This is a genomic window from Sphingomonas sp. Xoc002, assembly GCF_050408055.1.
Lineage (GTDB): Bacteria > Pseudomonadota > Alphaproteobacteria > Sphingomonadales > Sphingomonadaceae > Sphingomonas > Sphingomonas yabuuchiae.
Genome location: NZ_CP191175.1, coordinates 3,521,423 through 3,548,063, shown reverse-complemented (window position 1 = coordinate 3,548,063; position 26,641 = coordinate 3,521,423). Strand labels below are relative to the sequence as shown.

Below are 26,641 nucleotides of genomic sequence, written 5' to 3'. Positions count from 1 at the left end.
TTACGCCCCGTCAGAGCCATTAACGATCCTTAAGTAGGTCGCCAAAATCTTCTTTCAAAGATTTCATATCTTCAACATGTTGATCCATGATTTTTTCGTATGCAACGAGTTGTTGATATGATTCCCGCACTTTAATAACTTTGTTATTGAGCTTTTTCAAGCGTCGGCGACGCCCAATTGCAGCCATGTCGGGTGAATCCCCACATGATTCGTGAGCAAGGAGTGTCGCTTCGCGTTCAAGGGCGGAGATTAGACCATCAATTATGCTGTAGTCCAGCGTGCTATCATTCATATGATATTCCATCCTGTTAGGTTTTTTCGGCAATTAGTTTAAGCCATGCTTGTATATCGCTTAGACGCCAACCGACTGCCCGCCGCCCTATCTTTACGGGGCGCGCGAATTCGGATCGCGCTATCTGTGCGTACAAGGTGGACTTACTTAGTCCCGTAATCTTGAGGACCTCGCCACAGCGGAGGATTCTTTCGGTAAATGTCTGATCGGTGGTCATCGCCCTAAAATGCCGACCGGCGAGAGTGTCGCAATAAGGCCGGTTGGAGTTTAGAGGCTCGTCAGCAAGCGATCCGCAATAGGCGCTCTTCGCAGATCATTGATATACAATGATAATATTCTCAATGGTGTCCATGATACCGGTCGGTAAGCCACCGTTGCTGATGTACTTACCCATATGGCTGGTGGTGCTCTCCAACTCGTTTTAGGCCCGCCGTCCCTGTCCATAGTCATTCCGCGTTTTCGACATACTCTGCCCAATCGGTCATCAGGGCGCGGCGTTTGTCGAACAGGTCGGACCGCGCATAGGCAGCTTCCGCCTTGTCCTTAATGACGTGGGCCAAAGCGAACTCGATGACCTCGCGCGGATGTGCGGTCGTCTCCCCAGCCCAATCGCGGAAGGAAGATCGGAAGCCGTGTGGAACCGCTGCGATCTTCAAATCCTTCATGAGCTTGGAAAGCGTCATGTCGGACAGGGGCTTGGTGTCCTTCGTGCCGGGGAACACCAAATCATCTGTATCGCGCTTCAACGACTTGGCTTCGGCAAGAATGGCGAGGCACCGGGGTGGCAATGGCACGCGGTGCGGCTTCTTCGCCTTCATACGAGCCGCTGGGATCGTCCATACGCCCTTTTCTAGGTCGAACTCACTCCATACCGCTTCGCGCGTCTCCGATGATCGGGTGGCGGTCAGAACGAGAAATTCAAACGCCAGCTTTGTGGTAATGCCAGCGTCGCTATTCCGTATTCTGGCAATCGCGCCGCCGACCTGGTCGTAGGGCAGGGCTTTGCGATGCTCGGTCTTCGACCTGTCGTGCTTCGGAAGCGCTTTGGTGATCGTCTCTGCCGGGTTGTCGGTACGCCAGCCATTTGCCATCGCCCATTTGAACACGGTGCTAAGGCGCTGCTTGACCCTACGCGCAGTCTCTGGCTTTTCGTTCCATATGGACGATACGGCCTCTAGAACGTCCGAGCCACTAATTTGATCGATGCGCTTCGACCCCAAGGCGGGAAAGGCATAGGTCGTCATGGTGTTAATCCACTGATCGCCATGCTTTTCATTGCGCCATGTGGGTCTTGAAAGGTCGTGAACCTTACGCGCCGCCTCTTCGAACGTCAGGATGCCCGTAGAGCGCCTTTTAAGGGCAATGGGGTCATCACCTGCCCGTGCGACCTTTCGCTGTTCTAGGGCCCTTTCGCGGGCTTCTGAAAGGCTGACAAGGCTGGCTGATCCAAGCCCTATGTCGCGCCGCTTGCCATGGATCATCAAGCGCTGAACCCAACGCCGTGCCCCGGAGGCATCGACCTTGAGGTATAGGCCGTGCCCGTCGCCGTAAAAGCCGGGCTCCTTCATCGTCCGAACGAACGCGGCGCTAAGACGCTTCTCTTTGTGCTGCCCGGTGGGCTTGATGCCTGTCATGTCGACCAACATACCAACCAACAAAAATGTTGGGAATACCTCGATCCGGCTTGGACCATGCTGGACCTAATGCTTGTTTATATGGTTGTAATAAAACGTGAAATTGGAATGCGCTGGTTTGCTTTGGACAGTATGTCGGCAGACTCCCGCTCCGCCATTACCCCAAAAGTTTCGCCTCAGCGCTCGACCTTGTGGCTCTGCCCCAGGCGCAGCGTCATGCCCCACAGGGCCTGGACTGCAGGGCCCCTATCCTCCGTCTGGCCGGGCAGCATCGCGACCAGTCCGCGTGCCAGGGCCAGTCCCAGATCGCCCAGGTCGAGCGAGAAGCAGGTGAGGTCGGGGGACAGGGCGCGGCAAGCGGGGTTGTCGCGCAGGCCGATCACCGCGACGTCGCGCCCCGGCTCCAGGCCCAGGCGGCGCAGCGCGCGATAGGCTCCGACGGGCGCGGTCTCGCCCATCAGCAGCAGCGCGGTCGGGCGGTCGGGCATGGCCATCAATTCGCTGGCCGTCGCCTCGCCGTCGCTTTCGTCGGTTTCGCCATGATGGACGAGCGCAGGGTCGAAAGGGATGTCCGCGCGGGCCAGCGCATCGCGATAGCGTTCGACCACGATATGGCTGTTGTTGATCGTCGCGGGCGGCGCGACCAGGCCGATGCGGCGATGCCCGGCCTCGGTCAGCAGCGTCATCGCATCGGCCACGACGCCCTCGAAATCCAGATCGATCCAGGCATAGTCCCGCGCGATCGCGGTGCGGCCCAGCGCGATGAAGGGGATAGTGCGGTCGAGCAGGAAGGGGATGCGCGGATCGTCATGCTGCGTCCCCGACAGCACCCAGCCATCGACCGTTCCGCGCGAGACATGGCGGCGCAGGAAGGTCAGCGCGTCCTCGCCCTTGCGCGCCAGCAGCACGACGAGATCGAGGTCGTGCTCGCTCAGGCCGTTCTGCAATCCTTCGAGCAATGCCATGAAGAAGGGGTCGCCATGGATCGCGCTGTCATGCTCCAGCGTCAGCATGAAGCCGACCGTGCCGGTGCGCCCGCTGCGCAGCGTCCGTCCCGACTGGTTGGGGATATAGCCGTGCCTGGCCGCCGCCTCGACCACCCGCTGGCGGGTCGCCGGGCTGACGTCTTTGCGATCGTTCAGCGCACGCGACACCGTGCCGATCGATAGCCCCAAGTGACGGGCAAGTTCGCGTATATCCATGCGCCCTTTGATCGCGGCGCACCTCGTTTCGCACAAGCCCTCCAAATGCTCCCCCTGCGGGCCGGGGCGCGCAGCCTGCAAACAAGATCGTTGACAGAAGAACGGAATGGGTGGATATCCGTAAACGTTTACGGCCATCAAAGAATGGCGGCAAGAGGATCGGGTCGCTTGGACACGCTTGTTCTGGAAGCCCGCGCGATTGCGTGGAGCTATAATGGGGGGTGGTTGCGGATCGAGGCGCATGGGCCGCACGGCCTGCGCCTGCGCGCATCGCCCTTTCCCGATTCCGGGGCACGCGCCGGGGCGCTGCTCGATGACGGCGCTGCTGCGGGCACCGATCCGATCGTCACGCGGGACGGCGCGACCGCGCGGATCACGCAAGGCCGGATCACCGCCGAAGTCGACCTGCAGGGGCGCGTCCGTTTCCTGAATGCGGACGGAGCGTTGCTGCTGGAGGAAAAATGGCGGCAGCGCGACACGATCAGCAAATTCTGGACCGTCGGCACCGACGAGGTGCGCACGATCAGCGCGCTCGGGCTGGCGGGGCGTGAGTTCAAGCCGCTGACCGGCGACACCGCGCGCATCACCGTCCGGTTCGAGGCCAAGGCTGATGAACGGCTCTATGGCATGGGCCAGTATCAGCAGCCCAATCTGAACCTCGCCGGATGTACGCTGGAACTGGCGCAGCGCAATTCGCAGGCCAGCGTGCCCTTCGTCGTGTCGAGCCATGGCTATGGCCTGTTGTGGAACATGCCCGCGGTCGGCGCGGTGCATTTCGCCGCTAATGGCGCGACCTGGACCGCCGAGGCCGCGCGCGAGATCGATTACTGGATCACCGCGGGCGACACCCCCGCCGACATCGTGCGCAACTATGCCCAGGTGACGGGTACGGTGCCGATGATGCCCGACTATGCGCTGGGCCTGTGGCAGAGCAAGCTGCGCTACCGCACCCAGGACGAGTTGCTGGCGGTGGCGCGCGACTATCATGCGCGCGGGATTCCGCTGGCGGTGATCGTCGCCGACTTCTTCCACTGGCCGGTGCAGGGCGACTGGCGGTTCGATCCGCGCGAATGGCCCGATCCCGCCGCGATGACCGCCGAACTGAAGGCGATGGGCACCGAGTTGCTCGTCTCGATCTGGCCGACGGTGGATCATCGGTCGGAGAATTATCCCGAGATGGTCGAGAAGGGCTATCTGGTACGCTCCGCGCGCGGGTTGGACGTGCAGCAGGAGTTTCTGGGCAACACCCGCTTCATCGACGTCACCCATCCCGGCGCGCGTGCCTTTTTGTGGGACCGGGCGAAGCGCAATTACCGTGACAAGGGCGTGGCGCTGTTCTGGCTGGACGAGGCCGAGCCCGAGTACAGCGCCTATGACTTCGACAATTATCGCTATCATGCGGGCAGCGTGCTGGAGGTCGGCAACGCCTATCCGCTCCATTACGCCCAGGCCTTTTACGAGGGCTTGGCGGCCGAGGGCGAGCGCGAGATCGTCAGCCTGATCCGCTGCGCCTGGGCGGGCAGCCAGCGTTACGGCGCGCTCGTCTGGTCTGGCGATATCCATTCCTCGTTCGAGGCGATGCGCAACCAGCTGAGCGCCGGGCTGAACATGGGGATGGCGGGTATCCCGTGGTGGACGACCGATATCGGCGGCTTCCATGGCGGCCATGTCGACGACCCGGCCTTTCACGAACTGATGATCCGCTGGTTCCAATGGGCGGTGTTTACCCCCGTCCTTCGGATGCACGGCCACCGCGATCCGGTGACTCCGCCCGCCGAGCCGTTCCGCGACGGCGTCGCCCAGTGCGATACAGGCGCGGGCAATGAATTGTGGAGTTTCGGCGAGACGGTCTTTGCCGTGCTGCGCCGTTATGCGGCGTTGCGCGAGCGGCTGCGGCCCTATGTCTCCGGGTTGATGCGGGCGGCGCATGAGCGCGGCGATCCGTTGATGCGGCCGATATTCTACGACTATCCGGACGATCCGCGCTGCTGGACGGTGGACGATCAGTATATGTTCGGCCCCGATTTGCTGGTCGCGCCCGTGACCGAGGCGGGCGTCGGCGAGCGGAGCGTCTACCTGCCCAAGGGGCTCTGGCGCGACGCCTGGACCGGCGAGCGGGTCGAGGGCGGCGGCGACGTGACCTGTCATGCGCCGGTCGAGAAGATTCCGGTCTTCGTGCGCGACGGTGCCGTCGTGGCGCAGGCTTTCGACGGGAACGACTGAACGGCACCGTCAACAAGGCGGGCCGAGGATAAAGGAGGAAGGCATGGAGACGGCGGTAGGGGCCGGGGAAGGGGACGGGGAAGGGCGCTCGCGCGGCGACGCGCAGGGCTCCCGCATCCCGTTCGTCGAGAAGATCTGTTATGGCTTCGGCGATGCGGGCGGCACCATCGTCACCGGGCTGATCGCCAATTTCCTGACCTTCTATTACACCGATGTCTTCGGGCTGGCGCCGGGCATCGTCGGCGTCCTGTTCCTGTCGCTGCGCATCTTCGACGCTGTATCCGATCCCCTGATCGGGATCATGGCGGACCGCACCACCACCCGCTGGGGGCGGTTCCGGCCCTATCTGCTCTGGACCGCGATTCCGGTGGGGCTCAGCTGCTTCCTGACCTTTCAGGCCCCCGACTTCAGCTATGACGGCAAGGTCGCCTATGCCGCGATCACCTATTTCCTGCTCGCGCTGTCCTATTCGCTCAACAACGTGCCGTACTGCGCACTGATCACCCGGATGACCGACAGCGAGCGCGAGGGGGTGTCGTGCCAGTCGGTGCGCTTCGCGATGGTGGCGATCGCGTCCTTCTGCGTCTCGGTCGGGCTGCCGATCCTGGTGCGCCATCTGGGGGGCGCGGACATCGCGCGCGGTTACCGCGACGGGGTCGCGATTCTGAGCGCCGCCGCGGTCGTCATGTTCCTGATCTGCTTCCTGTTCGTGCGCGAGCGGGTGGTGGCCGCCGATACCGCGGACGTGCCGCTCAAGGTCGCGATCGCCAACACGCTGAAGAACGACCAGCTGCGCTGGACCTTCCTGATGACGCTGCTGCTGATCGCGATCTTCAATACCAAGGGCGGCGCGGCGCTCTACTTCATCACCTATGTGCTGAAGGGCGATGCGACCTATCAGGCGCTGTTCTTCGGCACCGCGACGGCGGGCGGGTTCCTGGGTTCGATCCTGGTGCAGGCGTTCACCCGGCGATACGACGTGCGCAGCATCTATATCTGGGTCAATCTGATCCTGGTCGCCGGGCACTTCGCCGCTTTCTTCGTGCCGGGCGAGTATCCGACCCTGTGGCTGGTGCTGGTCGGGCTGTGCTGCATCGTGCTGGGCTGTACCCTGCCGCTGCACTTCACCCTGATTCAGCTGGCCGACCAATATGGCGAGTGGAAGCTGGGGATGCGCTCCTCGGGCATGAGCTTTGCGTTCAACCAGTTCTTCGTGAAGCTGGCCTGGGCGGTGGCGGGTGCGCTGATCAGCGGAGTACTGGTCGCCGTGTCGTACAAAGCGGGCGTGGGCAACCAGACGCCGTTGTCGCTGACCGGCATCCGCCTGTTGTCGACGATCATCCCCGGCCTGATGCACCTGGCACTGGCCTTTGCGATTTCCCGCCTGATCCTGAACCGCGACACGATCGCGCGCATGACCGCCGCCCGCGCCCTATGACCCTTATTTCGGAGCCCCGCCTCATGATCCAGCCGCTTCGCCGTTCCGCCTCCGTCTGGGTCGCCGTGCTGCTCGGCTCGGTCGCCATGCCCGCGCTGGCGCAGGAGCGGATGACGGTCGATCTGGCGAGCGACACCGGCGCCTTTCACGGCGGCGCGTCGGGCACGCTGTACGGCCTCTACGATGCGCGGTTGCCCCATCCCAATCTGGTCGAGGGTATCGGGCTGCGGACCGTTTCGACCAAGGCGCAGGACGGGCCGCAGCATCCCGGCGCCGATGCGCTGGAGGTGTCGACGCTGCTGACCGATGCGTCGGGCGGCGACACCTATATCTACATGACCGACATCAACCGCGAATTTCCCTATGACTGGAAGACCGGCGACTGCGCCCAGTCGGTGACCAACTATATCGAAAAGCTGCGCGCGCAGGTGCGTCAGGTGAAGGGCATGGCGCCGCGCTACCGCGACCGGATCGTCTTCGTCCCCTTCAACGAGCCCGACGGCAACATGTTCGCCGAAGGACCCAAGAGCTGCAACAATGTGCGCTGGCAGAAGGACCCGACCGCGTTCAACGACGCCTGGGACCGGGCGGTGCGGATGATCCGCCAGGAACTGCCCGGCGCGCGGATCGCCGGGCCGAACACCAGCATCCTCTATCCGGAGGTCGAGGGGTTCCTGCGCCACGCCATCGCCGCCGACACCATGCCCGACATCGTGACCTGGCACGAACTCAGCAACCCGGCGGCGGTGCGGACCAGCGTGCGCAAATATCGCGAATGGGAGGACCGGCTGTTCAAGGGCACGAAGTGGCAGGGCCGCCATCTGCCGGTGAACATCAACGAATATGCCTATAACTATCACACCTCGGTCCCTGGCCAGATGGTGCAGTGGGTCGCCGCGATCGAGGATTCCAAGGTCGATGCCGATATCGCCTATTGGAATATCGACGGGAATCTCAGCGACTCCGCCGTCCAGGCCAATCGCGGCAACGGGCAATGGTGGCTGCTGAACGCCTATGCGACGATGAGCGGCCACACCCTGGCCGTCACCCCGCCGCATCCCGACCAGAGCTATACCTTGCAAGGTGTCGCGACGCTCGATCCCGCGCGCCGCCAGATGCGGCTGCTGTTCGGCGGCAAGTCGGGTGACGCCACCATCGCGCTGACCCATGTGCCCGCCAGCTTCGGCGGGACGGCGCGCGTCCGCGTGCGCGAGATCGACTGGACCGGGCAGCTGGGCGACGCTTCGCCGCCGGTGGTGGTCGGTGACCGCCTGGTGCCGGTGAAGGACGGACAGATCGACCTGACCTTCGGCCGGGATGGCTGGCCCGCCCTGCGCGAGGAGGCGGCCTATGAGCTGGTCCTGTCCCCCGGACAGGGCGTACGCCCCGCCGCCGTCGCCCCCCGCTGGCGGCAGGATTACGAAGCGGAAAAGGCGACCCGGCAGGGGCAGGGCCTGACCGTGCGCGGGCCGGAGGGTTCGCCCGATCATGTCGACCGCTTCCATGTCTCGAACGGCTATCTGGTCGAGGGGTTCAAGACCGGGGCCGACGCCGCGCTCGACTTCGCGGTCGATGTGCCGCGCGACGGCCGCTACGACCTGCGCGTCCTCGCCAACAGCTTCAACAAGGATCCGCTGGTCGAGCCGCAGGGGGCGACCAACGTCTTCCTGCGCATCGACGGCAAGCCGGGAGGCGAGACCGAGCTGTTCCTGCCGCTGGGCTACAAGCCCGCCGTGCTCGACCATGCCGATACGGTCGTCAATTTGACGCGCGGCCGCCATGTCCTGACGCTCGCCACCCGCAGTCTGGACGGCACGCGTAGGACGCAGGGCAATGCAATGGTCGACCGCATCACCCTGACCGCCGCCGATCCCGCCGTGACCGCCACGCGCTATGACGTGGCGGATGCCGTGGTGAAGAGCGGCAGCGCGACCTTCTGGGTCTATGCCGCGAAGGACGGACTGGCGCGCCTGAGCCCCGAGGTCAGCGGCGGCGCGGTGCGCATGGCGGTCAACGGCCGCGCGACGAAGGGCCGCGCCTTCCTGCTCGGCGGGATCAACAAGGTGGTGCTGACCACCACGGGATCGGGGGCTGTTCGCGGCCTGTCGGTGACGCCGGAGAACGGCCCCGCGCCCCATCTCTACGAGGCGGAGGATGCGCAGGTCGCCGGGACCGCACGGATCGGTGCGGCCTCGCGGGCCAGCGGCGGCCGGGCGGTGTTCGCCATCGGCGGTGCACCGGGCAATGGCAATATGCTGACCTTCCCCAGGGTGATGGCGCCGCGCGCGGGCACCTATGCGCTGACCCTGCGCTTCTCGAACGAGGAACAGGCCAAGGCGACGCACTACAATCCCGATCCGCTCGCCCGCATCGCGCGCATCTCGGTGAACGGCGGCAAGCCGATGCTGGTCAGCGCGCCGCACAGCTTCAATGCCAATAACTGGTGGGAAATGACGGTGCCGGTGGCGCTGAAGGCGGGGGCCAACATCATCCGCATCGCGGGCGAGGAACAGCCCAATTGGGACGGCCTCACCTATGCGTCGCAGACCTGGCCGGGCGTCCAGCTCCGCTCGGCCTATGCGCCCATTATCGACCGGATCGCCATCACGCCGATGCCCTGAGGGCGGCCCTGTAAGGACGGGCCGTCTCGGGAGGAAAAGGGTTCGGGAAAAGGGGAGTGACATGAAAAAGGGATGGCGTGCGGGACTGGCGGCATTGGCCGTAATGGCGACGGGGGTCGTGCCCGGTGGCGCGCAGGCGGACAATCCGATCGTCCAGACGCGCTTCACCGCCGATCCGGCGCCGCTCGTCCATGACGGCGTCGTCTATCTCTATACCGGCCATGACGAGGACGATGCCGAAGGGTTTCGGATGCTCGACTGGCGGCTCTACAGCTCGACCGACATGGTCAACTGGACCGACCGGGGTTCGCCCGCCTCGCTCAAGACCTTTCCCTGGGCGCGGCAGGACAATGACGCCTGGGCGCCGCAGGTGATCGCGCGCGACGGCAAATTCTATCTCTACGCCCCGATCAGCGTCGCGGGCGATCCGAAGACGGCGATCGCGGTGGCGGTGGCCGACCGGCCCGAAGGACCGTTTCGCGACGTGCTGGGCAAGCCGCTGATCGCTGCGCGGCGTGGGGCGATCGATCCGACCGTGGCGATCGACGATGACGGGCAGGCCTATCTCTACTGGGGCAATCCCGACCTGTGGTATGTCAGGCTGAACCGCGACATGACCAGCTATGCCGGAGAGATCACCAGGGTCGCCAAGCCGATCGACTATCAGGAGGGCCCCTGGTTCTACAAGCGCGGGCCGCATTACTACATGGCCTATGCCTCCAGCTGCTGTCCCGAGGGGATCGGCTATGCGATGAGCGACCGGGCGACCGGCCCCTGGGTCCACAAGGGGCCGATTATGGACCCCAATGCCGCCTCGACCGGCAATCACCCCGGCATCATCGACTATAAGGGGCATTCCTATCTGTTCGGCTTTCACTACGAGCTGAACTTCGCCCTGACGCCGATCCATCACGAGCGGCGATCGGTGACGTTGCGCGAGTTCCGCTACAATCCGGACGGCACCATTCCGCGCCTGCCCTGGTGGACCGACGAGGGCGTGGCGCAGATCGCAACCCTCGATCCCTATCGCTGGGTGGAGGCGGAGACGATCGCCTGGACCTCGCGCATCGGCCGCGACCGCGACCGGCCCTATCGCTGGGCACCGGGCGTCACGACCGCGAGCGGAGCGGACGGGCGGGTTCACGTCACCCGCATCGCCGATCGCAGCTATATCAAGATCGGCGGCGTCGACTTCGGACGCGGCGCGGCCAGCTTCGCCGCCCGCGTGGCGCGGGTGCGCGGTCGCCCGACGATCACGCTGCATCTCGACCGGGTCGACGGGCCGCAGATCGGGACGCTGGCCCTGACCGGCGGCGACGGCCCGGATTGGGGGACGCAGGCCACGGCGGTGACCGGGGCGAACGGCGTGCACGACCTGTTCCTGGTCTTTCACGGCGATGGCGGCGGACTGTTCGACTTCGACCGTTGGCAGTTCCGCCGCCAATAAGGGGCCGCGCTCAGGCGGCGCCGATGGTCAATGCGATCCGGTCCCCCGGGCGGGTGGCGATGCGCATGCCGTCCTTGGCCGTACGGATCGCCACGGCCCGGCCGCCAAGCATGGCCGCGCGGACCCGGCGACCGGCGGGCAGGCGAACGACCAGTTCGCCGCCCAGCGCCGACAGCAGCTCGGCCTGTTCCAGCTGCCCCGCCGCCCAGCGCTGATCGACGGTCACGCCGCCGCGTGCGCGCAGGCCGTGGACACGGCCGTCGCGCCACGCCGGGGGCAGGGCGGGCAGCAGGGCGATCGCGCCGTCATGGCTTTGCAGCAGCATCTCGGCGATGGCGGCGGTGATCCCGAAATTGCCGTCGATCTGGAAGATCGGACCCTTGTTGGACGGATGCGTGTCGAACAGATTGTCGAGCGTACTGCCCTGGAAGAAGGCGTCGATCGAACGGCCGGATCGGGCGGCATCGCCCATCCGCGCCCAGATGCAGGTCGCCCAGGCGCGGCTCCATCCGGTCTGCGCCCCGCCATTGTCCTCGCGCCGCTGCATCGATGTCGCCGCTGCCCTGGCCCATGCGGGCGTGCGGCGGGGCGTGAACTCGTCGCCGGGATAAAGGGGATAGAGGTGCGAGATATGGCGATGGCCCGGCTCCGCCTCGGCAAAGTCGCGCGACCATTCCTGCAACTGGCCGTGGCTGCCGATCCTATACGGCTCCAGCCGCTCGACCAGTCCGCGCAGCCTGGTCGCGAAGGCAGCATCGGTGTTCAACAGGGCGCTGGCGGCGATGCAGTTGGCGAACAGCTCGCGGATCAGCGCCAGGTCCATGGTGCAGCCCGTGCTGATCGAGGCGGGCTTGCCGTCGGGGGCGAGGAACTCGTTCTCGGGCGAGATGGAGGGCGCGGTGGTCAGCCGCCCGTCCGTGCCGTTCGCCACCAGCCATGCCGCGCAGAACTCGGCCGCGCCGCGCATCAGCGGCCAGGCCCGATCGCGCAGGAATGCCCGGTCGCCGCCGAAGGTGTAGTGCTGCCACAGGTGCTGCATCAGCCAGGGCCCGCCCATCGGCCAATTGGCCCAGATCGGCGCGGCGCTGCCTTCGCCGACCGGATTGGCCATCGCCCAGATGTCGCTGTTGTGATGCAGACACCAGCCGGGCATCCCGTAATAGCTTTGCGCGACCCGTCTGCCGCGCACCGCCACCCGCTCCAGCCAGTCGAACAGGGGGGTATGGCAATCGGCGAGATTGGCGACCTCGGCGGGCCAGTAGTTCATCTCGGTATTGATGTTGGTGGTGTGGTTGCTGCTCCAGGGTGGCCGTACCTCGGCATTCCAGATGCCCTGGAGGTTGGCGGGCTGGGTCCCGGCGCGTGAGCTGGCGATCAGCAGATAGCGGCCGAAGTGGAACAGCAGCGCGGCCAGACCCGGATCGCTGGCCCGCGCATTGCCCGCGCGGCGCTCCGCCGTCGTGCCCGTCATGCCGCCCGCCAGCTGCAATCCGGCCCGGCGATAAAGGGTCCGGTGGTCGGCGACATGCGCCGCCCGCAACGTCGCATGGTCGGTCCCCCGCGCCGCCGACAGCGCCGCCACCGCCTTGGCCTCGATCGCCTCGATCGGCAGGTCGGGCGACTGGTCGAAACCGCGAAAGCCGGTGGCGGCGTTGAGGCGGATCTCGATGCTCCGGGCACCGCGAACCACGATCCGGTCGCCCGACACCGTGGCCCGCCCGCCCTCGTTCATGACGTCGGCCACGGCGGCGAACATCATGCCGCGTCCGGCCGCATCGTCATAACGGACCGGGTCGGCGACCGAATGATAATTGGGCGCGGCATAGGAGGGGGCCTTGCCGTGCAGGATCAGCCGGTTGCCCTCCGCCCGCACCGACCCCTTCAGCAGCGTGGCCAGCGAGACGTCGGCGTCGATCGGCCCGCCTTCCGCCGTCATCCGCACCACGACCAGCTGCGCCGGGTGCGACACGAACACCTCGCGCCGGTGACGCGTCCGCCCCGCGGTATAGGCTATGTCGACCACCGCCTGGTCCAGGTCGAGCACCCGGCGATAGGCGTCGTGCGTCGCGCCGTCATGGGGCAGTTCGATCACCAGATCGCCGATCGGTGCATAGCTGTTGGAATAGGCGCCCTGCAGCTTTTTCACGCGTGTGTCGGCGGCGTGGTAATCGCCCGCCAGCGCGGCCTGCCGCACCTCCGCCAGCGATCCTTGCGCATCCGGCTTGGCATCGCTGCCCGGATAGCCGGACCACAGGCTGTCCTCGTTCAGGGATATGATCTCGCGCGCGGGGCCGCCGCGCACCATCGCGCCCAGTCGCCCATTGCCGACCGGCAATCCGTCGACCCAGCGGGATGCGGGCGCATCGAACCAGAGGCGGTGGGAATCATCGGCCGCAACCGGCTGCGCCCGCAGGGGCAGGGCGCCGATCCCGCCGGCCGCCATGGCGAAGGCACCCGCTTCCAATACGCCGCGTCGCGTCAGATCGGTCATGCATTCCCCTTCCGTCTCATCCCTGATGCCGGGACGGTGGCGTATTCAAATGCATGAAGAAAGGACAAAATAACGGATCGGTGCGGGAGCGTCGAAACCCTCCCGCACGGCCCGCGCATCAGAACGAGAAGCGCACGCCCGCGTCGTAGCGCGGCCCGAAATTCTGGTAGCGCAGCAGCTGATTGTCGAACCGCCCGGTGGCGAAGTATTTGGCATTGAACAGGTTGGTGCCCTCGACAAAGACCTGGGCGAAGGGGGTGATGTTCACCGCCACGCTGCCGTCGAACTGACCATAATCGCGCACGAACACCGGCTCGTTGCCCGGACCGCCCGCCAACTGTTGCAGGAAACGTTCGCGGCGGTTGTACGCGATGCGCGCCGACACGCCGAACTTTTCGTAGAACAGGGTCGCGTTCTGCGAATTGCCGATGCCCTCCGCCGCGAAGGACTGGCCGACCTGGCTGACGTCGAACTCGCGATTGGTGGTCACGAAGGTCGCGTTGGCCTGTACGCCGAAGCCGCTGAGCACGCCAGGCAGCCAGTCGAGCGTATGGACCAGGTTCAGCTCCAGCCCCTTGATCTTCAGCGATTCCGCGTTGCGCGGGCGCCGGACGCTGAACTTCGCGGTGTTCTGCCCGACGATCAGCCCACCGACCGGCAGATTGCCCGCATTGGCGATGGTGAACAGTTCCTCGCCAAAGGTCTGGACGATGAAGTCGTCGACCGTCTTGTGGAACACCGCCGCCGACACGGTGGTGGTCGACGTCGGATACCATTCGAGCGACAGGTCGAAATTGGTCGCACGGTAAGGCTTCAGCGCCGGATTGCCGCCGCTGGCGGTCAGCGTGGCGGGGCGCAGCGTGCCGATGTCCAGGCTGGGCGCCAGATCGCCGATGGCGGGGCGCGTCAGCGTCTTATAGGCGGCGAAGCGCGCCTGCAGCTTGGGCGTCAGGTTCAGCTTCGCGTTCAGATTGGGCAGGAAGTTGCTGTAGGACGAACGCCGGTCGACCGACACCGCCGCACGGTTGTTGGCGAAGACGCCGGTATAGGTGGTCGGATCGCCCGGCACCGGCAGCAGGTCGGTCAGCTGCAATTGCTGCCCGGCTGAGACCAGCTCGGTATATTCGTAACGCCCGCCGACATTGATGAACCAGGGCAGCCCGGCGACCGTGCCCTCCAGATCGACATCGGCATAGCTGGCGAAGACCTTCTCGCGCACCCGTGCCGAGGGCTGCTCGGTGACCGCATAACCGTTGGTACGCGCAAAGATCGCCGCCGTCGTGCCCACCGGCTGGCCGCGCGCCAGGTCGAGCGCGGTCGTGGCGGCGGTGCTGGTCAGATAGTTGAAATAGGCCTGCGGATTATAGGTCAGGAAGGTGGTCGGCACGCTGCCGCCCTTCTGCCCCAGCGACCCCAGGGTGAAGGGCGAGAGCAGCGACGGATCGGCCAGCGTCGGATAACCGCAATAGAGGCAGCCGATATTGGGGTCGGACGAAAAGGGCACGTTGCGCTTGTCGCGCGAGGTGCCGGTCAGGCCGAAGCGCAGCGCGGTGACGATGTCCCAGCCGGGCTTCCATTCGGTGTTCCAGCGATATTCCTGGACCTTCTCGGTCACGTCGTTGCCGCTGCGCCCGGCGATATGGGTGCGGCCCAGTGCCGGGTTGGTCAGCACGCCGTTCGCATAACCCGAGGTCGAGGGGATGCCGTTCCCTTGCGCCGCGTTGAACGAATACTGGGTCGGCACGCCGATCACGGTGAAATAGGATTTGCCGCCGCCCGCATTCTTGGCCTGCGAATAGGTGGCGTCGAAGACCATGCGGACATTGTCAGCCGGGCGCCATTCGGCGTTGAATCCGGCCTCATAGGTCGTCGTCTCGCGCACCCCGCCCGAGGCGATGAAGTCGGCATTGCCGTTGGTGGTCAGCGAGGTGACGGTGCGGTTCGAATCGATGCCTGCCGCCGTATAGCTGGTCGGCTCGAACCAGCTGCCCAGGCCGCGCGTCGTCGTGTCGCTCTTGAAGCGGTTGTAGAGGCCGTCGACGGTGAAGGTCAGTTCGTCGGTCGGCGCATATTGCGCGACCAGCGTCGCACCTAGGCGGGTGCGGTCGTCGCGCGTCTCGTTCACGTCCTGGTTACGCGGCGCATAGACATTGGTGTAGAGCGGCGCGTTGTTCGGCCCGACCGAGGTGCCGGGGATATAACCGTCGGTGCTGATCGCCCGGATCGAGGCGATACGCTTTTGATAGGACAGCGAGGCGAGCAGCCCCAGCTTGCCGTCGGCGAAGGTGTCGCTGAGCAGGCCGAAGAGCTGCGGCGTGACCTTCTTGCTGTTGCCCTCGTACAGCGCCTTGGCGGTGAAGACGCCCTTGAATTCCTTGAGCGCGAGCGGGCGCGGCGTCTGAACGTTGATCGTCGCGCCGATGCCGCCGCCCTGAAGCGGGGCCTGCGAGCTCTTATAGACCTGCGCGCCGCTGATCAGTTCGGCGGGGATCAGGTCGAAGGAGAAGGCGCGGTTGTAATTGTCCGAGGCGAAGCTGCGACCGTTGAACAACACCGTGTTGAAGGCGGGGCCGAGGCCGCGCACGCTGACCGACGCGCCCTCGCCGTTGCTGCGGTCGATCGCGACGCCCGGAATGCGCTGGAGCGATTCGGCGACATTGGCGTCGGGGAACTTGCCCAGGTCTTCGGAGGAGATCGCATCGAGGATACCGGCGGCGTCGCGCTTGATCGCGGCGGCCGATTCGATGCTGCGGCGGATGCCGGTGACGATGATGTCGGCCGAGGTGCCGTCGGCTTCGCTCTGGCTGGGCAGGGTGGCGGTCTGGTCCGCCGGTGGCGTCTGGCTCTGCGCCAGGGCCGGAGTGGCCACGATAAGTGCGACAAGTGCGCTGGCCAGCCCCTGGGCGGCGTAGCGGGCGCTGGTCTTTGGATTCCGGGCTTTCTTCAGCATAGCTCTCCCCTATGAAACCGGTGTCCGATGCTTCTTGGCGAGCATCTATGGCGCTCTTGTTAGAAGCTATGTCTGACAAGTACAAGGGTGGGCAGTTCTTCTAGGTATCGGAAGTTTCGGTATAAAAGGCGAAGAGCGGAGCGGGAGAGGCACAGGTGGGCGAGACGGAAGTTCGGCGCGTCGTCGTGGTCGGCGGCGGATCGGCAGGGTGGATCGCGGCCTGTCGACTGGCGGCGCAGGCCCGTCGAATCGGCAGCGGGGTGCGGGTCACGCTGGTCGAGTCGCGCCATGTGCCGACGGTCGGGGTGGGCGAGGGGACCTGGCCGACGATGCGCAACACGCTGGCGAAGATCGGCATCACCGAAACCGACTTTATCCGCTCCTGCGACGCCGCGTTCAAACAGGGCGCGCGGTTCGTCGGCTGGACCGACGGGACGCCGCAGGACGGCTATTACCATCCGCTCAACCCGCCTGCGGGCGCGACCGAGATCGATCTGGCGCCGCACTGGCTGCACGGGGCGGCGGAAAATGCCAGCTTCGCCGACTGGGTGGATTACCAGGCGATGCTGTGCGACGCGGGGCTGGGGCCCAAGACGATCGTGATGCCCGAATATGCGGGTCATGCGAATTACGCCTATCATCTGGACGCGGGCAGGTTCGCCACGCTGCTGCGCGAACACGGCGTCGGGACGATGGGCATCGACCATGTGCTGGGCGATGTGGTGCGCCCGCAGATGAGCGACCATGGCGATATCGTGCATCTGGAACTGGCCGATGGGCGGACGGTCGCGGGCGACCTGTTCATCGACTGCACCGGCTTTGCCGCGCGACTGATCGGTGGCGTCTATCAGGTGCCGTTCCGCCGCTGCGGCGATGTGCTGTTCGCCGACCGGGCGATGGCGCTTCAGGTACCCTATGCGGATGAGGACGCGCCGATCATCTGTCATACGGTGTCGACCGCGCAAGACGCGGGCTGGATCTGGGACATCGGGCTGTGGACCCGGCGCGGCGTCGGCCATGTCTATAGCAGCGCCCACACCAGCGACGATGCGGCCGAGGCGGCCCTGCGCCGCTATGTCGGTCCCGCCGCCGAGGGGCTGAGCGCGCGCCGGATCACCATCGATGCCGGGCACCGGACGCGCTTCTGGCAGAATAACTGCGTGGCGGTCGGCCTGTCCGCCGGGTTTATCGAGCCGCTGGAGGCGTCGGCGCTGATGCTGATCGAGGCGTCGATGGATGCGATCGCCGACCGCCTGCCGCGCACCCGCGCCGCGATGGATGTGATGGCACGCCAGTTCAACGCGACCTTCACCCATCACTGGATGCGGATCATCGAGTTCCTGAAGCTGCATTATGTGCTGACCCGGCGCACGGATACCGATTTCTGGCGCGACAATGTGGCGGCGTCCTCCATCCCCGACGGCCTGGCCGAGCGCCTGGCGCTGTGGCGGCATCACTCGCCCGGCCCGCAGGATTTCGACCATGCGCGCGAAGTGTTTTCCTGGCCCAGCTATCAATATGTCCTGCACGGCATGGGTTTCGACAGCCGCCAGCCACGCATCGACGCGGCAGCCCCCGACACGGCGCTGGCGCAGCGTTTCGTCACGCGGATGGCGCGCGCCAGGGACGATCTGCGTGCCCGCGCCCCGCGCCACCGCGACCTGTTGCGCGCGATCCGCGAACATGGTCTGCAACGCGTATGACCGGCATCATCCCGCTTTCCCCGGCCGCGCATCGCGGGCTGCGCTATGACCGCCATGCCGCAGGCGGGACGCGCCGCTTCGCCCGGATCGGCCTGTCGGAAATCGCGGTCGCCGCCGCCGACATGCCCCTGTGCCTCGCCAAGGACGGCCAGACCGGGCGCTTCAACCTGATCGCGCTGATGAGCCTGGTCGAGCCCGCCAACCTCTTCGTCTTCGGCGGCGGGTTTCAGGCGACCTATGTGCCGCGCGCGGTGATGCTGGGCGGGTTCCGGCTCGATGCGCGTGGGGCGGCGGGGCTGGCCATCGATCCGGCGGACCCCAGCCTGGGCGATGCCGGAGAGCCGCTGTTCGCGGGGGAGAAGCCGACGCCGCTGGCGCATGACATCGCCCGCGCGCTCGAACGGCTGGTAGCGGATGTCGAGGCGGCACAGGTGCTGGTCGATGCCTGGGCCGCGCATGGCCTGATCCGCCCGCTGGGCCTCTCGCTGGCCAAGGCGGATGGGGGGGCGCATGATCTGGCGGGCCTCTACACGATCGATGAGGCGGCGGTGCAGGCGCTGCCCGATGCCGATGTGATCGCGCTCCACCGCGCCGACCGGCTGGCCCCCGCCGCCGTCCTGACCGCCTCGCTGGCGCAGGTCGAACGGTTGCGCCAGCTGCATAATGCCCGATTCGCGCCCGCCCTGACCGGCTATTCGCTGGATTAGCTTGTTCGGGGGCCGGCCGCGGGTTAGCCTCCGGGGATCGGAGGGGGGCGAAGATGCTGGCACGGTGGCGGGGACTCGTGGCGCTGGGGCTTGCCCTTGTGACGGGGCAGGAGACGTGGGCGCAGACCGCCAACCCCATGCTGAAGGCCCATGCGGCGGGCATTCGCGACGCCGCGCATGAGCGCAATGTGTCGCTGGGACGTCTGGACATCGCGGTCGAACAGCGCGGCAGCGTCGTCGAGACGACCATCACCGCCGCCTTCCTCAACCCCGAGGCGGAGCAGCTGGAAGGCGATTTCCGCCTGACCCTGCCCGAAGGCGCGGTCGTCACCGGCTATGCGCTGGATATCGGGGGGCAGATGGTCGACGGCGTGCTGGTCGATCGTCCGCGCGCCAAGGCGGTCTATGAAGCGCGGGTCCGCCAGCGGATCGATCCCGGCTTGGCCGAAGTGAGCGCGGACAATGTCTTTTCGACGCGCGTCTATCCGATCTGGCCCGGCCGTGGGCGGACGATCCGGGTGCGTTTCGTCGCGCCCGTGGGGGCGGAGGGCTGGCGCCTGCCGCTCGGGTTCGATAGCGCGGTCGGCGACTGGTCGATCCGCGTTCATGGCAGCGGCACCCTGGCAAAGCCTTTGGTGACGCTGGGCGAGACGCCATTGGCGATCACGACGGACGGCGAGGGCTGGGGCGGCGCGGTGAGCGGCAAGGACAGGCCGCTGTCGGGTGCGCTGGCCATCGCGCCCGCTCGCGCCGCCGATCTGGTCGCCAGCACCCATCATAATGGCGAGCGGGATCTGGAACTGGGCGGCGACCTGCCCGCCGTTACCGGGAACGAGGCGGCTCCGTCGCATCTGCGCATCTATTGGGATCGTTCGCGCTCGCGGTTGAAGGCCGACACGGCCCGCGAGATCGCGTTGGTCCGCGCGACGATCGACCGCTGGCACCCCGCCAAGGTCGAGTTGGTCGCCTTCAACAGCAGCGGGGCGCAGACCAAAAGCGTCACCACCGCCGGTGAAGCGGCGGCGTGGCTGGGCGCGCTCGACTATCGCGGGGCGACGGGCTTCGCGCCGCTGTCGCTGGGCGGCCCCGCCGACCGCTGCCTGATCTTCACCGATGGCCGCGCGACCATCGACCGCGATGCCGCGATCACCCCGCGCTGCCCGCTGGATGTGGTCAGCAGTGCGGGCAGCGACGACCGTGCCTGGCTCGGCCATCTGGCGCGCGCGCATGGCGGGCGACTGATCTCGCTGGGCGACGATCCGGCGGCGACGCTGGCGCTGTTGCAGGCCGGTGCGCCCGGCGTGATCGCCGTCACCGACCGCGACGACCGCCCCTTGCCCTTCGTGCCGCTGGCCGCCGCCCAGGGACGCTGGGCGGTGCTGGTCCGTGCGCCGGGCTTCGGGCCGGTGAAGATCCGGCTGGGTGCGGGGCAGGAACTGGTCCGCGCCATCGATGGCGGCGGCGAGGCTCCGGCCTTTGACGGTCCGGCGGCGCTCCTGGCGCAGGATGCGCTGGCGACGCTGGGCGCTACCGAGCAGCGCGACGCCTATGTGGCGCTCAGTCGCCGCTATGGCATTGCCAGCCCCAGCCTGTCCTTCCTCGTGCTGGAGAGCGTTAGCGACTATCTGAACGCCAAGATCGATCCGCCCGCGACCCTGCCCTCCGAATGGCGCGACGATTATGCCCGCCAGCGCAAGGCGATGGAGGCGGATGACGCCCGTATCGCGCAGCGCCATTTCGATCAGTTGCTAAGGGGCTGGCAGGACGAGGTTGCCTGGTGGAAGACCAAGTTCGACTCAGCCGCGCAGCCCAAGCGGATCGCGACGTCGCGCAGTTTCAACCGGACCGAAGCGGCACCCCCGCCGCCGCCGCCGCCGCCACCCCCGCCGCCGCCGCCGCCGCCCCCGCCCCCGCCCCCGCCCCCGCCAACTACGACAACCCTGCCGCCCGCCATCGTGATCACCCCGGCAGCTGGAGCCCCTCTGGCACCTGCTGCTCCCCCGGCCCCGCGCGTCAGCCAGGCGACTGGCGATATGGTGGTGACGGGAAGCATGTCGCGCACGACCCCGGCGACACCTTCGGTCCAGATCGACGCGTGGCAGCCCGATCGGCCCTATCTGGAGCTGTATGACGGCAAGCCCGCCGATTTCGCCGAACGCTTCCGCGAGGCGGAGGCACGTCACGGGGCCTTGCCGATCTTCTATCTCGACACCGCCGCCTGGCTCGCCAGGCGGGGCCGTGTGGTCGAGGCCAGCGAGATGGTCTTGTCGGCGCTGGACCTGCCGACCGCCGACGACACGACGCTGGGCATGGTCGCCGACCGGCTGGAGCGGTATGGCGACTGGGACCGCGCGGTCGAACTGCGCGAGCGGCAGGCGGTGCTCGACCCCGACCGGCCGCAGCCGCGCCGCCTGCTCGCGCTGACCCTCGCGCGCCGTGCCGCCGTCCGTCCGGCCCAGGCCAAGGCCGACCTGACCCGCGCGATCACCCTGCTCTATGAGGTTGCGACCAGTCCGCAGGCCGAGGCATGGGACGGCATTGACCTGATCGCGCTGAACGAGGCCAATGCGATGCTGCCGCGCTTGCGCAAGCTGGGCGGCAAGGTGGAGATGGACCCGCGCCTGGTCATGCTGCTCGATGTCGATGTCCGCGTCGTCATCGACTGGACCACCGATGGCTCCGACATGGATTTGTGGGTCGACGAGCCGACGCGCGAGCGGGCGATCTACGACAACAACCGGACCGCCATCGGCGGGCGGCTGTCACGGGACATGACGCAGGGATATGGGCCGGAGGAATATATGATCCGTGCCGCGCCGCCGGGCACCTATACGGCGCAGGCCAATGTCTTCGCGCCCGACCGGATCGATCCCAATGGCGCGACCATCCTGACCGCGCACCTGTTCCGCAATTTCGGGCGGGCGAACGAGACGGTCGACAGCATCGATATCGAACTGAAGCGCGATGAACAGGGCGCGCGGATGATCGGCCGCATCGTCGTGCCGGGCAAGCCGGTGTCGAGCAGGATACCGGCGAAGGGCGCGGTGCCGCTGCCCTGATCGGGGGGCGCGCTATGGCTGGTTTTACGAAGCGATAAGGGTGTAGGGGCGGACCATGGCCGAGCAGAGTCCGCCCTTCCCGTCATTCCGCAAATGGACGCCCGCCCGTTATCGTGCGTTGCTGCGGGCGCAGGGGCCGGGATCGGTCAAGTTCCGCACCCGGCTGGCGATCCTGATCGGTGCCGTCGCGATCGGTCTGGCCGCGACGGTCTTTGCCGAGGCGGCGGATGCGGCGGGCGAGATCTTCAATCACTTCGCGCACCGTTATCCCTGGGCACCGCTGGTCGTGACGCCGCTGTTGTTCGCCGGGCTGGTCTGGATCACGCGCCGGTTTGCGCCGCTCGCGCGCGGGTCGGGCATTCCGCAGGTCATGGCCGCACAAGCCGATCCCGAGCGGGCGACCGGCGGGTTGGTGTCGATCCGCACCGTCGTCGCCAAGGCCGGGCTGACGCTGGCGGCGGTGCTGGGCGGTGCGTCGGTCGGGCGCGAGGGACCGACCGTGCAGATCGCCGCCGCGATCATGGGGCTGACCCACCGCCTGTTGGGCGTGCCGCTCCGCGGTGCGGTGCTGATCGCGGGCGGCGCGGCGGGTGTGGCGGCGGCGTTCAACACGCCGCTGGCCGGGCTGCTCTTCGCGATTGAGGAACTGGCGTCCGCCTATGAGCAGAAGGTCACGCTGCTGGTCATCGCGGCCATCGCGATCGCGGGCATGGTCGCCCAGTCGGCGCAGGGCGATTATGTCTATTTCGGGCTGATCGGCGCGCATATGCCGATCGTCACCGCACTGGTCGCAGCACCCGTCGCCGGGATCGTCGGCGGGCTGGCGGGCGGCGGCTTTGCCCGGCTGATGCTGATGATGGCGACCGGCACCAACCGCGTGACCCTGTGGAGCAAGCGGCGTCCCATCCTGTTCGCCGCGCTGTGCGGCGTCGTGGTCGCCGGGCTGGGCGTCGGTACGGGCCTGACCTGGGGTACCGGCTACGGCGCGGCGCGGGCGATGATCGTCGGGGTTGATGCGCCGCTCTGGTACGGCCCGGCCAAGTTCCTCGCGACCCTGTCGACCGCCGTCGCCGGGCTGCCCGGCGGTATCTTCGCGCCGTCGCTGTCGGTGGGCGCGGGGCTGGGCAATCTGCTCCATTCGGTCTTTCCGGACTCCCCCGCCTCGGCGATCGTGATCCTGGGCATGGTCGGCTATTTTGCGGGCGTGGTCCGCGCGCCGTTGACCGCCGTGATCATCCTGTCCGAGACGACCGCCAGCCGCGGCCTGATGCTGCCGATGTTCGCCACCGCCTTCATCGCCGACGGGGTCAGCCAGCTGGTGTGCCGCGAGAAGCTGTACCACGGTCTGTCGCGCACCTTCGCGATGCGGTGATCCGCTATTCTTCTCCTACTGGAGAGGGAGGCCTTGATGGACCCGACCCAGTGCGATGCCCGCCAAATTCTGCGTCCGCTTGATATGACGCAGCCGGAAGCGCGGCGGGCGGGGGAGGGCCGTCCACTCCGCGAAATGCGCGACATGCGCGGGCGGCACCCGCACCTTGCCGTTTGCCTGCGCCACCACCGCCGCCGCATCCCCTAGCAGCAGCACGTCGATCAGCCCGGCCTCCTGCGCCGCTTTGGTTGCGGCGATCAGCGCCAGCCATTCGGCGGTCATGCTGGTGCCGGGCCCCAGGTCGCGGACGATCCGGGCGCGGCCACCGATCACCACGGCATATTCCATCCCGCCGGGGCGATAGCCGCCGTCGAAGAAGATCTTCACGTGGCGCCGATGCTGCGCGCGACCGCCTCGGCCGTCTTGATGCCGTCGACCGCCGCCGACAGGATGCCGCCCGCATAGCCCGCGCCTTCGCCCGCCGGGTAGAGGCCATAGGTGTTCAGGCTGTGCCCGTCCTCGCCGCGCGTGAAACGGACCGGCGAGGAGGTGCGCGTCTCGACGCCGGTCATCACCACATCGGGGTGGTCGTAACCGGCGATCTGGCGGCCGAAGACCGGAATCGCTTCGCGCATCGCCTCGACCACGAAATCGGGCAGGCATTCGGACAGGTCGGTCGGCGTCACGCCGGGGCGATAGGAGGGGGTGACCGAACCCAGGCTGGTCGAGGGGCGCTTGGCCAGGAAGTCGCCGACCCGCTGCGCCGGGGCCTTGTAGTTGAAGCCGCCCGCGACATAGGCGCGCTCCTCCCAATGGCGTTGCAGCGCCAGTCCCGCCAGCGGATCGCCGGGGAAGTCGCGTTCGGGATCGATCGCGACGACGAAGCCCGAATTGGCGTTACGCTCGTTGCGCGAATATTGGCTCATGCCGTTGGTCGCGACGCGGCCCTCTTCGGACGTGGCGGCGACCACCGTGCCGCCCGGGCACATGCAGAAGCTGTAGACCGTCCGCCCGTTCTGGCAGTGGTGTGAGATGTGATATTCGGCCGCCCCCAGGATCGGATGCCCCGCCTGATGCCCGAAGCGCGCGCGGTCGATCCACCCTTGCGGATGTTCGATGCGCACGCCGATCGAAAAGGGCTTGGCCTCGACATAGACGCCCGCCGCCTGGAGCATCGCGAAGCTGTCGCGTGCGCTATGGCCGATGGCGAGGACGACGTGATCGGCCTCCAGATAGCCGCCGCCGTTCAGGTGCAGCCCGCGCACCCGGCGGGTGCCCGACCCGTCGGTCTCGACGTCCAGTCCGTCGACCCGGGTGGAGAAACGATATTCACCGCCCAGTTCCTCGATGGTCGCGCGCATGCTCTCGACCATCGTGACCAGGCGGAAGGTGCCGATATGCGGATGCGCCTCGGTCAGGATTTCGGGCGGCGCGCCCGCCTTGACGAACTCAGTCAGCACCTTGCGGTTCAGGTGGCGCGGGTCCTTGATCCGGCTGTAGAGCTTGCCGTCCGAAAAGGTGCCTGCGCCGCCCTCGCCATATTGCACGTTGGATTCGGGATTGAGCACGCTCCTGCGCCACAGGCCCCAGGTGTCCTGGGTCCGCTCGCGCACCACCTTGCCGCGCTCCAGGATGATCGGGCGATATCCCGCCTGCGCCAGCACCAGCGCGGCGAACAGGCCGCAGGGGCCCGCGCCGATCACGACCGGGCGCTTGGTGCCCGGCGGCGGCGCGCTGGGCAGGTGATAGCGGGTGTCGGGCGTGCGCTGGACATCGCGGTCGCGGCGGAACCGCTCCAGCACGGCGGCCTCGTTCTTCAGGTTCACATCGACCGAATAGACGAGCTGGATATTGTTCTTGTCGCGTGCATCATGCCCGCGCCGGGCGATCACGAATCGGACCAGCTCGCGCGGCGTCACGCGCAACCGGCGACAGATGGCGGCGGGCAGGGCCTCGTCCGCATGGTGGAGAGGCAGTTTCAATTCACTGAGGCGGATCATCCCGCGCGCCATACAGAATTGCACGCGCTCCCGCCATCGCGCTGTGCGGCGGCGGCTTGGGCGGAATTACCGCGCGCCGACGGCGTGGCTCAGCGGGGTTTCGGGGAAGGTGGGTTCCGCCAGGATTTCGGCCTGGAGCGCGGGCCAGCGTTCGCCGAACCAGTAATCGCCGCGTTCGGCGCGCTGGATCGGGTCGTGTGCGCTCGCGACATCCTCGATCGCGATCGGCCCGTGGCTGGGAATGTCGAAGAAGACGCGCACGACCGGCATGGTCGGACATTCCCCTTCGCGCACCACGATACCCAGCCGGTTGGACCGCAGCCGGACCAGCGCGGCAAAGGGCTGGATGCCCAGATTGGCGATGAAGGCGCGCAGCGTCTCCGGGGCGAAATGGCCGTCCCATTCCAGCATTTGCGCCAGTGCCTCGTGCGGCGACCAGGCGCGCTTGTACGGACGGATCGAGGTCACGGCGTCATAGACGTCGCAGACGGACGAGATACGGACGAACTGGCTGATCTCGTCGCCGCGCAGGCCATCGGGATAACCGGCGCCATCCATCCGCTCGTGATGATGGCGGCATACGTCCAGGATACGCGGGTCGAGATCGTCCATGTCGCCCAGAATGCGGTGGCCCAGGCCCGGATGGCGGCGGATCTCCACCATTTCCGCGGTGGTCAGGCGGCCGGGCTTGTCGAGGACATCGGCGTCGATCCGCATCTTGCCGATATCGTGCAGCAGTCCGGCCATACCGGCGACGCGCACATCCTCCTCGCTCAGGCCCAGATGACGCGCGAGGTTCATCATCAGGGTGCCGACCGCGACCGAGTGGATATAGATATATTGGTCCCGGTCCTTCAGCCGCGTGACCGCGATCATCGCGGCGGCGGACTTGGCGGTCGTCTCGGCAATGTCCTCGACGATCGGGACCAGGTCGCTCTTGCGGATGGTGCGGCCGAGCCGCGCCTCGCCGAACAGCTGGGCGACGGCGGCGGCGGCGCGCGCGGATACGGCGCTGGCCCGCTCGACCTCGGTCACGGGCCTGGCGCGACGCCGGCGCAGGGTCGTGACGATCGGTTCGGTGATCGCCTCGACGACGGGCGCGAGAGGAGGCTCGGGCGTATCGATGGCAGCGATCGTCATGGGGCCGCGCCCCTTGGTCAGGTCGATGGTGACGGACGACGCCGACGCCCGAATCTTCTCCAGATCGTCCGGCTCGGTCAGGAGGAAGGACTTTCGCCAAAATGGATTGTGAATCCACGAGCAGTGCAACGCATGGATGTACATGCCGAGCGTGACCTGTCGGCTCTCGATCTGGATGTATCGATTCGTGGTCGGCTGCTCGTTCATCCCGGAAATCTTACCATCGTGTCGTAAAATTTTCGTTTCGGCAGAAGCAATTCCTGAACTTTGCCGTCCCTGAAGGAGGTTGCGCGGGGACGCGGCGCATTGGCCATTTTCGGCAGTGACGGTGGGGCGATCCGACATGCCACGGTATGGTCGAT

17 protein-coding genes are annotated in these 26,641 nt (G+C 66.8%); 8 read left to right on the top strand and 9 right to left on the bottom strand.

Annotation, left to right across the window (positions count from 1 at the left end; genetic code table 11):
• Nucleotides 1-19 precede the first annotated feature (19 nt).
• From ACQR50_RS16230 to ACQR50_RS16215, 4 genes are all read right to left on the bottom strand, one after another.
• Nucleotides 20-292 (bottom strand): hypothetical protein, encoded by a 273-nt coding sequence (locus tag ACQR50_RS16230; protein ID WP_428969099.1) that lies wholly within the window; start codon nt 290-292, stop codon nt 20-22.
• A 16-nt stretch (nt 293-308) separates the two neighbouring features.
• A complete protein-coding gene (locus ACQR50_RS16225; RefSeq protein ID WP_428969098.1) occupies nt 309-509 on the bottom strand; it encodes a helix-turn-helix transcriptional regulator in 201 nt (66 codons plus the stop codon).
• A gap of 229 nt (nt 510-738) precedes the next feature.
• Nucleotides 739-1,926 (bottom strand): tyrosine-type recombinase/integrase, encoded by a 1,188-nt coding sequence (locus ACQR50_RS16220; protein ID WP_428969097.1) that lies wholly within the window; start codon nt 1,924-1,926, stop codon nt 739-741.
• Nucleotides 1,927-2,102: 176 nt separating this feature from the next.
• Entirely contained in the window at nt 2,103-3,128 is a 1,026-nt protein-coding gene (locus ACQR50_RS16215; RefSeq protein ID WP_428969096.1) for a substrate-binding domain-containing protein, read from the bottom strand.
• 168 nt (nt 3,129-3,296) lie between these two features.
• Here ACQR50_RS16215 and ACQR50_RS16210 point away from each other — a divergent pair, with 168 nt between their 5' ends.
• The 4 genes from ACQR50_RS16210 (at nt 3,297) to ACQR50_RS16195 (ending at nt 10,857) form a co-directional block, all read left to right on the top strand.
• A complete protein-coding gene (locus tag ACQR50_RS16210) occupies nt 3,297-5,351 on the top strand; it encodes a glycoside hydrolase family 31 protein (protein ID WP_428969095.1) in 2,055 nt (684 codons plus the stop codon).
• Between the two features lie 43 nt (nt 5,352-5,394).
• Nucleotides 5,395-6,789, top strand: a complete 1,395-nt coding sequence (locus ACQR50_RS16205) for an MFS transporter (RefSeq protein ID WP_428969094.1) — start codon at nt 5,395-5,397, stop codon at nt 6,787-6,789.
• Between the two features lie 23 nt (nt 6,790-6,812).
• On the top strand, nt 6,813-9,410 hold the full coding sequence (locus tag ACQR50_RS16200; RefSeq protein ID WP_428969093.1) for a cellulosome protein: 2,598 nt from the start codon (nt 6,813-6,815) through the stop codon (nt 9,408-9,410).
• Between the two features lie 61 nt (nt 9,411-9,471).
• Nucleotides 9,472-10,857 carry a glycoside hydrolase family 43 protein gene (locus ACQR50_RS16195; protein ID WP_428969092.1) on the top strand — a complete coding sequence of 462 codons (1,386 nt, stop codon included), beginning with the start codon at nt 9,472-9,474 and terminating at the stop codon, nt 10,855-10,857.
• Nucleotides 10,858-10,867: 10 nt separating this feature from the next.
• Here the strand turns inward: ACQR50_RS16195 and ACQR50_RS16190 are convergent, their stop codons facing one another.
• Together ACQR50_RS16190 and ACQR50_RS16185 are read right to left on the bottom strand one after the other, a co-directional pair.
• Nucleotides 10,868-13,348 (bottom strand): glycoside hydrolase family 95 protein, encoded by a 2,481-nt coding sequence (locus tag ACQR50_RS16190; RefSeq protein ID WP_428969091.1) that lies wholly within the window; start codon nt 13,346-13,348, stop codon nt 10,868-10,870.
• Nucleotides 13,349-13,466: 118 nt separating this feature from the next.
• Complete coding sequence (locus ACQR50_RS16185) at nt 13,467-16,298, bottom strand: TonB-dependent receptor (RefSeq protein ID WP_428969090.1); 2,832 nt, start codon at nt 16,296-16,298, stop codon at nt 13,467-13,469.
• A gap of 155 nt (nt 16,299-16,453) precedes the next feature.
• On the opposite strand from ACQR50_RS16185, the gene ACQR50_RS16180 reads away from it, so the two are divergent.
• The 4 genes from ACQR50_RS16180 to ACQR50_RS16165 are packed head-to-tail and all read left to right on the top strand — an operon-like array spanning nt 16,454 to nt 23,139.
• A complete protein-coding gene (locus tag ACQR50_RS16180) occupies nt 16,454-18,001 on the top strand; it encodes a tryptophan halogenase family protein (RefSeq protein WP_428969089.1) in 1,548 nt (515 codons plus the stop codon).
• The gene (locus tag ACQR50_RS16175; protein ID WP_428969088.1) at nt 17,998-18,708 is read left to right on the top strand and encodes a SapC family protein; all 711 of its coding nucleotides are present in this window, start codon (nt 17,998-18,000) and stop codon (nt 18,706-18,708) included. Before ACQR50_RS16180 ends, ACQR50_RS16175 begins: the two co-directional genes overlap by 4 nt.
• Before the next feature lie 53 nt (nt 18,709-18,761).
• Nucleotides 18,762-21,767: a VIT domain-containing protein gene (locus tag ACQR50_RS16170; RefSeq protein WP_428969087.1), complete on the top strand. Its 3,006-nt coding sequence runs from the start codon at nt 18,762-18,764 to the stop codon at nt 21,765-21,767.
• A 55-nt stretch (nt 21,768-21,822) separates the two neighbouring features.
• Entirely contained in the window at nt 21,823-23,139 is a 1,317-nt protein-coding gene (locus ACQR50_RS16165) for a chloride channel protein (RefSeq protein WP_428969086.1), read from the top strand.
• Between the two features lie 15 nt (nt 23,140-23,154).
• Here the strand turns inward: ACQR50_RS16165 and ACQR50_RS16160 are convergent, their stop codons facing one another.
• The 3 genes from ACQR50_RS16160 to ACQR50_RS16150 all read right to left on the bottom strand — a co-directional run bounded on the left by ACQR50_RS16160 (nt 23,155) and on the right by ACQR50_RS16150 (nt 26,486).
• Nucleotides 23,155-23,526 carry a reverse transcriptase-like protein gene (locus ACQR50_RS16160; protein ID WP_428969085.1) on the bottom strand — a complete coding sequence of 124 codons (372 nt, stop codon included), beginning with the start codon at nt 23,524-23,526 and terminating at the stop codon, nt 23,155-23,157.
• Nucleotides 23,523-25,139 (bottom strand): NAD(P)/FAD-dependent oxidoreductase, encoded by a 1,617-nt coding sequence (locus ACQR50_RS16155; protein ID WP_428969084.1) that lies wholly within the window; start codon nt 25,137-25,139, stop codon nt 23,523-23,525. Before ACQR50_RS16155 ends, ACQR50_RS16160 begins: the two co-directional genes overlap by 4 nt.
• 66 nt (nt 25,140-25,205) lie before the next feature.
• Nucleotides 25,206-26,486: an HD-GYP domain-containing protein gene (locus ACQR50_RS16150; protein ID WP_428969083.1), complete on the bottom strand. Its 1,281-nt coding sequence runs from the start codon at nt 26,484-26,486 to the stop codon at nt 25,206-25,208.
• Nucleotides 26,487-26,641: the final 155 nt, after the last annotated feature.